The 12,523-nt window shown below is 61.3% G+C and carries 14 protein-coding genes and 1 other RNA gene; 10 read left to right on the top strand and 5 right to left on the bottom strand.

Translation table 11 applies throughout. The features are described 5' to 3' along the window. Positions 1-8 precede the first annotated feature (8 nt). The 9 genes from ACFO3E_RS04095 (at position 9) to ACFO3E_RS04055 (ending at position 7,497) form a co-directional block, all read left to right on the top strand. Positions 9-2,372, top strand: coding sequence for a chemotaxis protein CheA (locus tag ACFO3E_RS04095; protein ID WP_380802674.1), 2,364 nt, complete (start codon positions 9-11; stop codon positions 2,370-2,372). A gap of 10 nt (positions 2,373-2,382) precedes the next feature. Further along, the gene (locus ACFO3E_RS04090) at positions 2,383-2,820 is read left to right on the top strand and encodes a chemotaxis protein CheW (protein WP_066524753.1); all 438 of its coding nucleotides are present in this window, start codon (positions 2,383-2,385) and stop codon (positions 2,818-2,820) included. A 78-nt stretch (positions 2,821-2,898) separates the two neighbouring features. Next, positions 2,899-3,264: a response regulator gene (locus ACFO3E_RS04085; RefSeq protein WP_066524752.1), complete on the top strand. Its 366-nt coding sequence runs from the start codon at positions 2,899-2,901 to the stop codon at positions 3,262-3,264. 49 nt (positions 3,265-3,313) lie between these two features. Continuing rightward, positions 3,314-4,396, top strand: coding sequence for a chemotaxis protein CheB (locus ACFO3E_RS04080; RefSeq protein WP_380802671.1), 1,083 nt, complete (start codon positions 3,314-3,316; stop codon positions 4,394-4,396). Then, the gene (locus ACFO3E_RS04075) at positions 4,393-5,259 is read left to right on the top strand and encodes a CheR family methyltransferase (RefSeq protein ID WP_380802669.1); all 867 of its coding nucleotides are present in this window, start codon (positions 4,393-4,395) and stop codon (positions 5,257-5,259) included. The genes ACFO3E_RS04080 and ACFO3E_RS04075 overlap by 4 nt, the downstream gene beginning before the upstream one ends. A gap of 144 nt (positions 5,260-5,403) precedes the next feature. Then, positions 5,404-6,102: an N-acetylmuramoyl-L-alanine amidase gene (locus ACFO3E_RS04070; RefSeq protein WP_380802667.1), complete on the top strand. Its 699-nt coding sequence runs from the start codon at positions 5,404-5,406 to the stop codon at positions 6,100-6,102. A gap of 29 nt (positions 6,103-6,131) precedes the next feature. Further along, positions 6,132-6,516, top strand: an RNA gene (gene rnpB / locus ACFO3E_RS04065) — RNase P RNA component class A. A 106-nt stretch (positions 6,517-6,622) separates the two neighbouring features. After that, the gene (locus ACFO3E_RS04060) at positions 6,623-7,171 is read left to right on the top strand and encodes a J domain-containing protein (RefSeq protein ID WP_066524747.1); all 549 of its coding nucleotides are present in this window, start codon (positions 6,623-6,625) and stop codon (positions 7,169-7,171) included. After that, complete coding sequence (locus ACFO3E_RS04055) at positions 7,144-7,497, top strand: (2Fe-2S) ferredoxin domain-containing protein (protein ID WP_380802743.1); 354 nt, start codon at positions 7,144-7,146, stop codon at positions 7,495-7,497. Before ACFO3E_RS04060 ends, ACFO3E_RS04055 begins: the two co-directional genes overlap by 28 nt. On the opposite strand, the gene ACFO3E_RS04050 is transcribed toward ACFO3E_RS04055, so the two are convergent. After that, the gene (locus tag ACFO3E_RS04050; protein WP_380802665.1) at positions 7,481-7,954 is read right to left on the bottom strand and encodes a hemerythrin domain-containing protein; all 474 of its coding nucleotides are present in this window, start codon (positions 7,952-7,954) and stop codon (positions 7,481-7,483) included. The genes ACFO3E_RS04055 and ACFO3E_RS04050 overlap by 17 nt on opposite strands. 84 nt (positions 7,955-8,038) lie before the next feature. After that, entirely contained in the window at positions 8,039-8,650 is a 612-nt protein-coding gene (locus ACFO3E_RS04045) for a superoxide dismutase (protein WP_380802663.1), read from the bottom strand. A gap of 209 nt (positions 8,651-8,859) precedes the next feature. Here ACFO3E_RS04045 and ACFO3E_RS04040 point away from each other — a divergent pair, with 209 nt between their 5' ends. Beyond that, positions 8,860-9,423, top strand: a complete 564-nt coding sequence (locus tag ACFO3E_RS04040) for a urate hydroxylase PuuD (RefSeq protein WP_066524734.1) — start codon at positions 8,860-8,862, stop codon at positions 9,421-9,423. Between the two features lie 78 nt (positions 9,424-9,501). Here ACFO3E_RS04040 and ispZ read toward each other — a convergent pair whose 3' ends face one another. From ispZ to mtaB, 3 genes are all read right to left on the bottom strand, one after another. Then, positions 9,502-10,149 (bottom strand): septation protein IspZ, encoded by a 648-nt coding sequence (ispZ, locus tag ACFO3E_RS04035; RefSeq protein WP_066524730.1) that lies wholly within the window; start codon positions 10,147-10,149, stop codon positions 9,502-9,504. A 103-nt stretch (positions 10,150-10,252) separates the two neighbouring features. Further along, entirely contained in the window at positions 10,253-11,194 is a 942-nt protein-coding gene (gene ftsY / locus ACFO3E_RS04030; protein WP_066524727.1) for a signal recognition particle-docking protein FtsY, read from the bottom strand. Then, the gene (mtaB, locus tag ACFO3E_RS04025; protein ID WP_380802660.1) at positions 11,187-12,521 is read right to left on the bottom strand and encodes a tRNA (N(6)-L-threonylcarbamoyladenosine(37)-C(2))-methylthiotransferase MtaB; all 1,335 of its coding nucleotides are present in this window, start codon (positions 12,519-12,521) and stop codon (positions 11,187-11,189) included. Before mtaB ends, ftsY begins: the two co-directional genes overlap by 8 nt. Positions 12,522-12,523 lie beyond the last annotated feature (2 nt).

Genomic DNA, 12,523 nt, shown 5'->3' with positions numbered 1-12,523 from the left:
CCAAGGGAATGGACGAATTACTTCAGGAATTCATAGCCGAGACGCAGGAAACGCTGGAGGCGCTGGCAGGCGAAGTCGTCGCCTGGGAGGCGGACCCTAGCGATCGCGACCGGTTGGACGCGATCTTCCGTTTCTTCCACACCGTTAAGGGCAGTTGCGGCTTCCTGAATCTGCCGCGCTTTGAGCGGCTGAGTCATGCGGCGGAAGATGTGCTGTCCGAAATCAGGGCAGGAAAGCGCACCGCCGATCCGGCGACGGTCAGCGCCGTGCTGGGCATCATGGATCGTATTGCCGAACTGGCTGAAGCGGTAGCGATCGGCGCGGCATTGCCGGACGAAAATGACGACTATCTAATCGGCGCCCTTGCCGAGCGCGACCAGACTTCCGCGGCAGAGGAAGCGGCGCCTGCCATCGAGACGATGCGTCAGGGCGGAGTGCAAGCCGTCCCCCGTACCATTCGCCTGCCGCTGTCGCTGATCGACCAGTTGATGAACGGCGTGTCGGACATGGTGCTGGCGCGCAACGAACTGTCCCGTAAATTGCGCGAACGGTCGGGCGATCCGGAGTTGGAAAGCGCATTCGAACGGCTATCGACCTGCGTGGCCGACATGCGGGACGCTATCTCCAAAACGCGCATGCAACGCGTTGATCGTCTGTTCACCGCCATTCCCCGCATGGTTCGCGACCTTGGTCGCGAGCTTGGCAAGAGGATCGACCTCGTTCTCGAGGGTGGTGATGTCGAGATGGATCGCGAGATGGTGGAGATGGTCGTCGATCCGCTCACCCATATCGTGCGCAACAGCATAGATCATGGCATCGAGACACCAGAGCAGCGCCGTGCGCTGGGTAAGCCAGAAGCGGGCAATCTGAGGCTGCAGGCGCGGCAGTCGGGCAACCAGATCGTGATCGAAATCAGCGATGACGGCCGCGGCATCGATACTGGGCGGCTGGTGGAAAAGGCAGTCGCCGCGGGCAAGCTGTCACGCGACATGGCGGCCAAGATGAGCGAGGCGGAGAAGCTGGACCTCATCTTCCAGCCGGGCTTATCGACTGCGCAGGCCGTCACCGCCATTTCGGGCCGGGGCGTCGGAATGGATGTGGTACGCGCCAATGTCGAGCGCATCGGCGGCGTGATTGCACTTTACAATCAGCTCGGCCGTGGTCTGCGCATCGTGCTGCGCGTGCCGTTGACGCTGACGATTATTCCGGGCCTCATCATACGGTCGGGCGGGCTGCATTTCGCCATCCCGCGTGCAGCTGTCGTCGAGATTTTACACGATAATAATGAAACGCTGCATGTCGCGGAGGTGGGCGGCGCCAAGATCGCGACGATTCGATCAGTGCGGCACTCCATGATCGATCTGGAAGATGTGCTGGGAATGCAAAAGTCCGTCCAGACTGGACCCCGTGCGATCATGGTCGTGCGTTCCGCCACCGGCGTTCCCTTTGCGTTAGGCGTCGCCGCTGTCGATAATCATGAGGAATTGGTTATACGTCCGGCCTCTCCGCTCGTGATGGCGACGGGCGTCTATGCAGGCATGACGTTGCCGGACAATGGAAAGCCGATGCTGCTGCTAGATGCGGCGGGCCTGGCCAACGCCGCCTGTTTGCCGAACATTATCGATGAACGGGCGGCCCGTGAGGTGGAGGAGGATGACGATCGGGCTGCCAGGGTCGAGATGGTCCCGGCTCTCCGCTTCGAGGAATTGTCGGGTGAGAAGCGGCTCATCAAGCTGTCACTGGTCGAAAGGGTCGAGGATATCGATGCGGCGCTGTTCGGGCGGTCGGGCGGTCATGCCTTCGTACGGCTCGACGGCAGGCTGGTGCCGGTCGTCAATGGAGCGCATAGCTTTGCGATCGATCATGTATCTGCGCTGCGCCTTCGCGATGACAGGCAGGAAGCCTGTTATCCGGTCGCGGCGGTCCTCGACATCGTGGAAATGCCGGTCGTCCCCGACATGGTCGCTATGCATGGACTGCTTAGCGGTGTCGCGGTGATCGATAGAGAACATCTGGAGGTGCTCAATCCCTTCGCCTTGTTCGCCGCCTTGCCTGACGGCCCAATTGTGGAGCGGGCGCGAGGCCGATGCGTGTTGGTGGATAGCCAGGATGGCTGGACGCGTGAGATATTGGCGCCCCTGTTGCGGCAGGCGGGGCATGAGGTCGTTCTTGGCCTGCCCGAGGAAGCTGCCGTCGATCCGGCCGATGTGGTGCTGTGTTCGGAAGGTGAGATGTCGCAGGCGGCCGAGACATTGGGCTGCCGCGTCGTGCAGTTGCGCGCTTCGCCGAGACCGGCTGGGCCGAAAGACAGCAGTATCTACCGCTATGATCAGGACGCGTTGATGGCGGCCATCAGCGGCGCGCGGCGTTAAGGAGACGGCCATGGACCAGCTTTATCTTCTGGCGACCCTGGCGGGCACACGCGTCGCCGTCGCCGCTCAAGAGGTGGAGGCGGTAGTGAAGCTTGCCGACATCTCACCCGTACCAGGCATGCCCGCGCATGTGGCGGGACTTTCGGCCCTGCGCAGCCGCGTGCTCACGATCATCGACGTTCCCGCCCTGATCTGTGGCGCACCCACGCCGTTGCTTCAGCGAGGCTTGGCGATCATCGCCGACATTAGCGGGCACAGCTATGGCCTGATGGTCGATGCCGTGCACGACATCTGCCAGGTGCCCGAAGGCAACCTGCCCCTCCGTGGCCAGCTTGATCGCGCCTGGGCGCCTTACGCGCTGGCGATCGTCGAACAATATGGGCACCCGCACCTGCTCGTTTCACTCGCCAGCTTTATCGAAACGGGTTTGCTGGCGCAGGCTGCATAATTTTCAAGCCGTTTACGAATTACTCGGCTTTGGCGACTAATCACTTCTTCACAGGAAGAAAAATCTAAGGGACGCTTCATGAAAAACTGCCTGGTAGTGGATGATTCCAAGGTCATTCGTAAAGTTGCGCGGCATATATTGGAATCGCTCGATCTGTCGGTGAGCGAGGCCGTCGATGGACAAGATGCGTTGACCCAGTGCGAAGCGGCGGCACCGGACGTGGTCCTGCTCGACTGGAACATGCCGGTCATGAGCGGCATGGAATTTCTCCAGGCATTGTCCACAGCGAAGGTCGCCGCGCGGCCGAAGATCATCTTCTGCACCACCGAGAATGGCATCAGCCACATCAAGGCGGCGGTGGAAGCCGGGGCCGACGAATATGTGATGAAGCCATTTGATCGCGAGACGCTGGAAAGCAAGCTGGCGATCGTCGGCGTCATCTAGCTTCGGTACCGCTCCGCTTCTCCTGTTCATTCCGTTCGAAAGTTCCCCAATGGCCGCCGTTACGCCGATCATGGCAAGCCACAGCAGACCGCAGGTCCGCGCGATGGTTGTCGATGATTCGGTCGTCGTGCGAACGGTGATCGAGCGGATATTGAACAGCGATCCCGCCTTTTCCGTGGTTCACAAGACCAACAGCGCTGAACATGCGCTGTGCTATCTGGCCGGGCACGAAGTCGATCTGATCCTGCTGGACATCGAACTGCCGGGGCAAAGCGGTCTATCGGCCCTGCCGGCCTTTCTGCGCGCCAACCCGCACGGGAAGGTGGTCATCCTGTCGGGCAATTGCGAGGAAGGCAGCGGGGCGGCGATCGAGGCGTTGGCGCTAGGCGCGAGCGATATATTCGCGAAGCCTGGCAGCGGCAGCTTCGGCGAGGCATTTCCCCGATCGCTGATCGAGCGGCTGTCCCGCCTATTCAGCGCCAATTCCGTTCCGCTTGAGAACAGCCCGCCGGTCCTGAGAGCGGCGACACAGGCAAGCGCTCCACTGGCCTGCCTGGGCATCGGCGCGTCGACCGGGGGCATCCATGCTTTAGGACAGTTGTTTGCGGGCATGTCGGAGCCCCCAGGAGTGCCGATTCTGCTAACACAGCATCTGCCGGCCAGCTTCACATCCTATTTCGTGCAACAGCTTGCCCGGATGACCAGCCTGCGGGTGAAGGTCGGCGAGCAGGGAGAGTTGCTGGCGCCCAACACGGTCTATGTCGCGCCGGGCGACGCCAATTTGCAGGTGCGCCGGGGTCTTTACGGGCGAGTGATGGTGACGCTGAACCCTCAGCGGACGGCCGCGGGCAATTTGCCGGGCGTTGATCCGATGTTCACCAGCATGGCTGAAGCCTACGGGCCGGGGGCCGCGGGAATCGTGCTCACCGGCATGGGCCGCGACGGCACAGTCGGCGGGCATGACATCGTCGCCGCGGGCGGCTGGATCGTGGCGCAGAATGAAACGAGCAGCGTCGTCTGGGGCATGCCCGGGTCGGTAGCTGCAGCGGGCCTGAGCTGCGCGTTGCTGGACCCCTATGCCATCATGGATTTCGTCGCGCGGCGCGGAAAGAGCAGAGGTTTGAAACATTGACCCTTTCGACTGAATCATCCTCTCGCGGCGCGGCTCGCATCTTTTCCGCGTTGCTGGAGGCGCGTACCGGCCAAATCCTGTCCGAAAGCCGGGCGTGGCGCATGGAGACTGCGCTGAAGCCCGTGATACGCGCCAACGGCCTTGCCGATATGGACGATCTGGCGGCGCGCCTGCTGAGTAATCGCGACTCCGCCTTGGAGGACCAGGTGGTCAATGCGCTGCTCAACAATGAAAGCAGCTTTTTCCGCGATCTCCAGATCTTCGACATGATCCATCGCCAAGTTTTGCCTGCGATTCATGCGGATCGGCGCGACAGGGTATTGCGGGTTTGGAGTGCCGGCTGTTCCACCGGTCAGGAAGTCTATTCTCTGGCGATCCAGCTGCGCAACGACATGGCGCGGTGGCGCGGCTGGCGTATCGAAATTCTGGCGACCGACATTTCGACCGCAGCCATAGAGCAGGCCCGTAACGGCATCTTTTCCCAAATGGACGTGCAGCGTGGGCTGGCGGTGGGCGACCTCATCAAATGGTTCGAGCCGGTCGGCGACAATTGGCGCGCCAGTCCGGAGTTGCGCCGGATGATCGATTTTCGGACCGACAATCTGTTCGATGCCAAGGCTCCGTCAGGCGAATATGATCTACTGCTTTGCCGCAACGTGCTCCTTTATTTCACGCAGGAGCGTCGGCAGCATGTGTTCCGGCTGCTGACTCGTCACAGCCATGAACAATCTGTGCTTCTGCTGGGAGCAGGGGAGACGGTAATCGGCCACAGCGACGATTTCATACCCCATCCCGACTTCCGCGGCGCATATGCCCGCCGTCAGGAGCGGAGCTGTAGCGAGGCCCTCCGCCGCGCAATCTGACCAACTGCACTCGGCGCACTGGCCGCCATCGACACAGGACAGATCCGCTCGCGCTTGATCGGCCGAGCGCTCTCGGCCATTGTCTGTCAGCTGTTGCGGACCGACGCGCTGCAACGAAGACAGATGGTGGTGACTGGCTTTCCGATGAGCGACATTCCGATGATCGACACGCCGTCGCCTAATTTCGACGATCGCAAGCTGCCCATATCGATGCTGGTGCTGCACTATACCGGCATGCCGGACGCGCAGAGCGCAATCAACTGGCTGGTGAGTCCTGAATCGAAGGTGTCGGCTCATTATGTCGTTACCGAGGAGGGCGAGATCGTCCGAATGGTCGATGAAACCAAGCGCGCCTGGCATGCGGGCCGGTCGCACTGGCGCGGTATCGATGACGTAAATTCGGCGAGCATCGGGATCGAGATCGTCAATCCCGGCCATGAATGGGGATATCGGGGATTCCCCGACGCGCAGATCGGATCGCTGATCCCGCTGATGCATGAGATTGTGCAGCGCCATGGCATCACGCGCGGCAATATCGTGGGCCACAGCGATGTCGCTCCTGCCCGCAAGCAAGACCCGGGCGAGCTTTTCCCGTGGGGACAGCTTTCCCGGCTGCGGTTGGCGCTGCCTCGTCCGACCAAGAATCTCATGGATCCGCTTTGGAGCGACAGCGCCTTCATGCTGGCGCTCGAACGCTTCGGCTATGACATTGCGGAGCCCGAAGCGGCTGTCGTGGCCTTCCAGCGACGCTTCCGCCCCGAACTGATCGATGGAGTCATCGACGGGGAGTGCCGAGCCATCCTGCTGGCCCTGCTGCTACCCAAGCCGAGGGGGGATGACTGACGCCCTAGCTGTCTGTATAGAGGGTGATGCCAGAGGGCCGGGCGGCCGCGGCGTGGCGGGTAACTTCCACGGCGAGGAAAGTCCGGGCTCCACGAAATAACGGTGCCGGCTAACGGCCGGCTGGAGTGATCCAAGGGACAGTGCAACAGAAAGCAGGTCGCTAAGACTTCGGTCCAGCGAAATTGAAAGGGTGCGGTAAGAGCGCACCGCGTCTCCGGCAACGGAAGGCGGCACGGTAAACCCCACCGGGAGCAAGACCGAATAGGGGCGGCGCGCAGCTTGACTGCTAGGCTGATTTCGGCTGAGACCGCCCGGGTTGGTTGCTTGAGGGACGGAGCAATCCGTCCCCTAGAGGAATGGTCGCCACTCCCCGCAAGGAGAGAACAGAACCCGGCTTACAGGCCCTCTGGCATTTCAATCTGCCCGATGCTTCGCTCAGGGAGGATTGAAGCGGGCCCATGCGGCCGAAAAATCAACTGCCGGGGTGGCGTTCCGCCTGCGGCCTGCCTAATTTGGAACGATGGCAAGAAGCAGCCGATCAAATGACTGGGGCTTTCCCCGCTGGCGCAGCTACGGCTCATCGCGTGAGGCGCAGCAGGTGCGCCTCTGCGATCGGCATGGTTGCGACAGGCCCGGCGATTGCCCCGCCCCCAAGTCCCCCAACAGCCGCGAGCGCTGGTATTTCTGCACCGACCATGCGGCCGAATATAACCGGAACTGGGACTATTTTCAGGGCCTGGATCAGGAAGAACGAGAGCAACGAGAGAGGGCGGAGCGCCGCGACTCCAGCGGATTTCAGAGCAGCGCCTATCATGGCTGGGGAGGACCGGGCGACGGCAGCCGGTCGCGGGACGAGTTGCATGCGCTAAAAGCGCTGGAACTTGAGGATGACGCCGATTTCGAAGCGGTGAAGAAAAGCTGGCGACGGCTGGCGAAGGAAAATCATCCGGATGTGAAACCCGGCGATGCGGAGGCTGCGATCCGCTTTCACACTATCCAGGCCGCTTATGAGGTGTTGCGCTCGGCTGAGGAGCGGCGCAGCTGGAAGCCCCGGGAGCCGGCGGATTGAAGGATCATGTCAGGTCGAATTGGCAAAATACGGTCCTGATCTGCCGCAAATGCTCCAAAAAGCTGGATGGCGGCTTCGGTCCTGATGGTGGCGAACGCTTGGCCAAGGCGCTGCGTAGGCAGCTTTCGCTTAAAAAGGGGCGTAAGGCTGCGGCGGGCATAATCGAGGTGAACTGCCTGGGTGCTTGCCCGAAGGGCGCTGTGACAGTGGTGAATGGGGCGCAGGCGCGTGACTGGCTGCTGGTGCGGCGCGGCGCTGATCTGGATGAACTGGCGGAGGCGTTGGGGCTCACTCCGAAGCCGGGCGAGATCAGCCCACGCGTCTAGCTTGGGGCGGCTCTAGTCCAGCTTCAACGATGAGAGGCATCAGCAGCCGCTCTTCTTTCCGCATGCGATGGGTTATCGCCTCGATCATGTGGCGGGTTTCACGGCAAAAGTCGCGCCATTCGCGGGCAATCCGGTCGTCGCTCCATCGCGCCATATAATGCGAGAATGATAGCGCCAAAGGCTCCATTTCGACCTGCAATCTTGCTGCAGTATCACGCAGTGAACCGTGGGCCTGCCGCTGCATCGACGGATAGAAGATCTTATCTTCAAGCGCGAGATGCGCCATAAGCTGGCGAGCGAATTGCCAGCGCAAAGTGCCTAGAGGTTGCGGATTGCTTTCGTCCGTAACCGCCAGGAGGAGCCGTTCAGCCAGTACATCGACTGCGTCATGCTGACTCTGTAATAGCTCAAGGTCCATTTGCCGCTTCCATGCTTCGTCAAGAAGCTTGTCGGCCAAGCGCGTTAAGAAAAGGTTGGAAAAGGCCGATTTAGCGAGCAAGGCCGCCCACCGCTCGTCATAAGCGGAGGGCGGCAGCAGGGATCAGCCGGGCTGATCGGCGCGGCTCACGCCTTCGCCATCAAGGTTCTGCGCGACGAAGTCCCAATCGATCGCTTCCTTCAGCACCCGATCGGCATAGTTGGGGCGCAGGTTGCGATAGTCGATATAATAGGCATGTTCCCACACATCGAGGATCAGCAGCGGCGTATGGCCATGTGCGACGGGCGTGTCGGCGTCATGATAGCTGGTCACTTCCAGCTTGCCTTCGTTCAGGATCAGCGCAGCCCAACCGCTGGCGAAATGGCCGACGGCTTCCGCCTTAAGCTTCTCGATCAAGGCATCGACCGAACCGAAGCCTTCGTTGATGAGGTTGAGCAGCGTGCCGGTCGGCTGCTTCTTTTGGGGCGAGAGCGACAGCCAGTAGAAGCTGTGATTCCAGATCTGGCCAACCTGGTTGAACAGCGCGCCCTTAGTGGTGCGGATTAGTTCGACCAGCGACTTGCCCTGAAGTGCAGGGTCGGCGGCGACCAGTTCATTGGCCTTGGTCACATAGGCATTATGGTGTTTGCCATGGTGATAGTCGAAGGTTTCTGCGGAAAGAATGTCGCCAAAGGCGTCCTTGGTATAGGGAAGGTCGGGCAGAACAAAGGCCATGTCGGAACTCCTCGGGTTCTTGGATGGATGGCCGCTCAACGATAGGGCGGCCGGAAAGCTCCTCGCCCCTAGCAGCCTTATCGCGCTGCAGAAAACAGCATATTTTCTTTTAAATGGACGGAATTATCCATGTGACAGGGGCGTAATGATGACTTAGCATCGCCGGTCAGGCAGCCTGCAAACGGCCGCCCGAAATGGGGGTAGGATAAATGGCAAAATTCTTCGGCAATTTGCATCTCGTGCTTGTCGTCGGGCTCGTGCTCGCGCTGGCGGTGATTTTCGCGGTGCCCGCGAACACCATTCCGGAACAGGCGATCCTGCGCTGGCTCCACCTGTTCTTCGGCATTACGTGGATCGGGCTGCTTTATTATTTCAACTTCGTTCAGATCCCGACGATGCCGAAAGTCCCGGCGGAACTGAAGCCTGGCGTATCCAAATTCATCGCGCCCTCAGCTCTGTTCTTCTTCCGTTGGGGCGCGGCGTTCACGGTGCTGACAGGGGCCATCATTGCGTGGCGCAGCGCCTATCTGGTGGAAGCGCTGACGCTTACCACCGGCTTCGTGCTCATCGGCATCGGCATGTGGCTGGCGCTGATCATGGCCTTCAACGTCTGGTTCATCATCTGGCCGAACCAGAAGAAGGCGTTGGGCATCGTTCCCGCTGAAGATGCGGTGAAGGCGAAGGCCGCGACTACCGCGATGATCTTCTCACGCACCAACACGCTGCTGTCGCTGCCGATGCTCTATTGCATGGTCAACTTCAACGGCGGTTGACGGGATACGCGTCTGTTCACTGCGGGCGAGGTCGGCAATATGTCTGACCTCGCCCGATTTGAATGATTGGAGCGTTTCTCAACCCTGCGGAGGAGTGGTTTCGCCGATTTCTTCGCTGTCGAGTGTCTTGCCGAGCGCGAGGCCGTGCCGCATCAGCATGGGAATGTTAGCAGCGGCGAAGAGGATCGATACGATCGTGACGCCCCACACCTTGATCGCCAGCCAGGCATCGAAGCTCATCGACCGGCGCATGGCTTCATTGACGATCGCCATGGCGACGAAGAAGAATGCCCAGTTGCGCGACAGCTTGCGCCAGCCTTCATCGGTCAGACCATCATAGGCCGCCTGAAGCAGATATTTGAGCAGCGCCTTGCCGCGCAGCAGCCCGCCGAACAGCATCAGTGCGAAGAAGCTGTAGATGATCGTGGGCTTGATCTGAATGAAGCGCTGATCGTGGAAATAGATGGTGAGCCCGCCGAAGAAGAGGATCAGCATCGCCGAAAGCCACAGCATGGGCGATACGCGGCCCAGCTTAACCTTGGAGATGATGACGGCGATGACGATCGCGGCCATGAAGGCGGCGGTGCCGATCGACATGGCGGTGATCGGATTGTTGGCGCCCCAGAGCCAGCCTGCGCCCTTGTAGGTCAGGAAGAAGACGAGAAGGGGCCCGAAGTCCAGCGCGAGGCTGAGATTGCCGCCATGGGTGGGCTTGGTGTCGGCCATATGTGCTTACTCCGTCAGCCCAGCGGAATCTGGGATCTCGTGAGGCTGGATTGTGCCCAAGAGGCGCGAGGTCACGGCCTCCGCTAGCGTCACGACCATGGGTTTAACGTGCATAAGCCGTCCCGGCGATAGCTCGCGCCATGTCGCTGGGATCGAACGGCCGCAAATCCTCGATCCTTTCGCCGACGCCGATCGCGTGGATGGGCAGGCGATATTTCTCGGCCGCCGCCACTAGGACGCCGCCGCGCGCAGTGCCGTCCAGCTTGGTCATGACCAGGCCGGTCACCTGCGCAAATTCTTTGAACACCTCGATCTGGCTCAACGCGTTCTGTCCGGTCGTGGCATCCAGCACCAGGACAACGTCATGCGGCGCTGCCGGGTTCAATCGGCCAAGGACGCGCCTGATCTTCGACAGTTCGTCCATCAGCTCGGTCTTGTTTTGCAGGCGGCCTGCCGTATCGACGATCAGTACGTCGATGCCGGTTGCCGTAGCCTGCTTCACCGCGTCGAAGACGATGCCGGCCGCGTCTCCGCCTTCCTTGCCCGCGACGATGGGGATGCCCAACCGATCGGCCCAGACCCTGAGTTGACCGATCGCCGCGGCGCGGAAGGTGTCGCCCGCCGCCAGCATCACGCCATAATCCTGCTCAAGAAACAGGTTGGCGAGCTTGGCGATGGTCGTGGTTTTGCCGGAGCCGTTGACACCGATGACGAGAATGACCTGGGGGCGGGGAAAAGCCTCGATCTCCAGCGGGCGGGCAACAGGAGCGAGAACCTTCTCGATCTCCTCCGCGATGATCTCGCGCAGATATTCTTCGGTCAGTTCCCTGTTGTAGCGGCCTTCGGAAAGGCGGTCCCGCACGCGTGCAGCCATGGCGGGGCCAAGGTCGCTGACGATGAGCGCTTCCTCAATCTCGTCCAATGTCTGTTCATCGAGCGCCGCCTTGGTGAAAAGGCCGGTCAGATTCTCGCCGAGCTTGTCGGATGTGCGCTTCAGCCCGCCGAACAGGCGGTCGCGCCAGCTGCTGCCGGGTTCATCAGTCATTGGCGGCCTCTTGCGCGATCAGGACGCCATTCTCAAGGGCTATGATGCGCGCGGATATGATGGACGAAGGGGATTGCGGCTCGGCGAAGCGTACCGGGGCGAAATTTTCGGCATGTCCTGAAAGGCCGTTCCGCTCCACCAGCACGGATTGCACCGAGCCGACGAGGTCGCCAAGCCAGCTTTGCCGCTGCACCTCGCAAGCGGTTCGCAGGCGGGTGGCGCGTGCCTTGACGATGGCGCGATCGACCTGCGGCATGCGCGCTGCTGGCGTACCTTCTCGCGGCGAATAGGGGAAGATATGGCCGTGCACGATGGAGCACTGTTCGACCAGTCTGAGGCTGTTTTCGAACATTGCGTCATCTTCTGTCGGGAAGCCTGCGATGATGTCAGCGCCGATGCTGATGTCCGGCCGGACCGCCTTCAGCCGTTCTACGATGTGGATCGCGTCGGCCCGGCTGTGGCGGCGCTTCATGCGTTTGAGGATCATGTCGTCGCCTGCCTGCAGCGACAGGTGCAGGTGCGGCATCATGCGAGGCTCGCGCGCAAGCAGGTCGAAGAGCCGATCATCGATTTCGACGCTGTCGAGTGAGGAAAGGCGCAGGCGCGGCAGGTCCGGCACGGCGTTGAGGATGCGTTCTATCAGGAGGCCGAGAGAGGGCGATCCCGGTAGATCGGGCCCATAGCTGGTGACATCCACGCCCGTCAGCACGATCTCCTTATAGCCCGTGTTCACCAGTTCGCGGGCTTTATCGATCACTGCGCCTGCCGGGACCGAGCGGCTGTTCCCGCGCCCATAAGGGATGATGCAGAAGGTGCAGCGGTGGTCGCAGCCATTCTGCACCTCCAGAAAGGCGCGGGCATGTTCGGCGAAGGCGCTCGCCATATGGGGGGCGGTTTCGCGCACGGCCATGATGTCGGAGACTTGGACCTTGTCCGTCATCTCAAGCCCATTCGTCACCCCAGTGAAAGCTGGGGTCTCGTGTCGGGAGTCAAGAACTGCTGCCTGACATCCCAGCTTTCGCTGGGATGACGAATAGTGATGGGCCGCCATCTTCTCCCGATTGCCGATGACGGCATCCACCTCGGCCATGTTTGCGAAGGTTTCGGGTTCCGTCTGCGCCGCGCAGCCTGTCACGATGACGCGGGCACGGGGCCGTTCACGCCGCGCCCGCCTTATCGCCTGGCGCGTTTGCCGGACTGCTTCCGCCGTGACGGCACAGCTGTTGATGACCACCAGGTCGTCCTCATCGCCCGCCATTTCGCGGATCGCCTCGCTCTCGGCGATGTTGAGGCGGCAGCCCAGGGTGATGATCTGCGGCCCGCTCATCT

This window comes from Sphingobium tyrosinilyticum (genome assembly GCF_042654265.1).
GTDB lineage: Bacteria > Pseudomonadota > Alphaproteobacteria > Sphingomonadales > Sphingomonadaceae > Sphingobium > Sphingobium tyrosinilyticum.
This window is presented reverse-complemented; position numbering and strand designations above follow the sequence as displayed.

Coding starts and splice junctions, on each gene's coding strand:
- ACFO3E_RS04090 (WP_066524753.1), top strand. CDS start 2,383: ATGGACCAGCTTTATCTTCTGGCGACCCTGGCGGGCACACGCGTCGCC.
- ACFO3E_RS04080 (WP_380802671.1), top strand. CDS start 3,314: ATGGCCGCCGTTACGCCGATCATGGCAAGCCACAGCAGACCGCAGGTC.
- ACFO3E_RS04060 (WP_066524747.1), top strand. CDS start 6,623: ATGGCAAGAAGCAGCCGATCAAATGACTGGGGCTTTCCCCGCTGGCGC.
- ispZ (WP_066524730.1), bottom strand. CDS start 10,149: ATGGCCGACACCAAGCCCACCCATGGCGGCAATCTCAGCCTCGCGCTG.
- ACFO3E_RS04085 (WP_066524752.1), top strand. CDS start 2,899: ATGAAAAACTGCCTGGTAGTGGATGATTCCAAGGTCATTCGTAAAGTT.
- mtaB (WP_380802660.1), bottom strand. CDS start 12,521: ATGAGCGGGCCGCAGATCATCACCCTGGGCTGCCGCCTCAACATCGCC.
- ACFO3E_RS04045 (WP_380802663.1), bottom strand. CDS start 8,650: ATGGCCTTTGTTCTGCCCGACCTTCCCTATACCAAGGACGCCTTTGGC.
- ACFO3E_RS04040 (WP_066524734.1), top strand. CDS start 8,860: ATGGCAAAATTCTTCGGCAATTTGCATCTCGTGCTTGTCGTCGGGCTC.
- ftsY (WP_066524727.1), bottom strand. CDS start 11,194: ATGACTGATGAACCCGGCAGCAGCTGGCGCGACCGCCTGTTCGGCGGG.
- ACFO3E_RS04070 (WP_380802667.1), top strand. CDS start 5,404: ATGAGCGACATTCCGATGATCGACACGCCGTCGCCTAATTTCGACGAT.
- ACFO3E_RS04095 (WP_380802674.1), top strand. CDS start 9: ATGGACGAATTACTTCAGGAATTCATAGCCGAGACGCAGGAAACGCTG.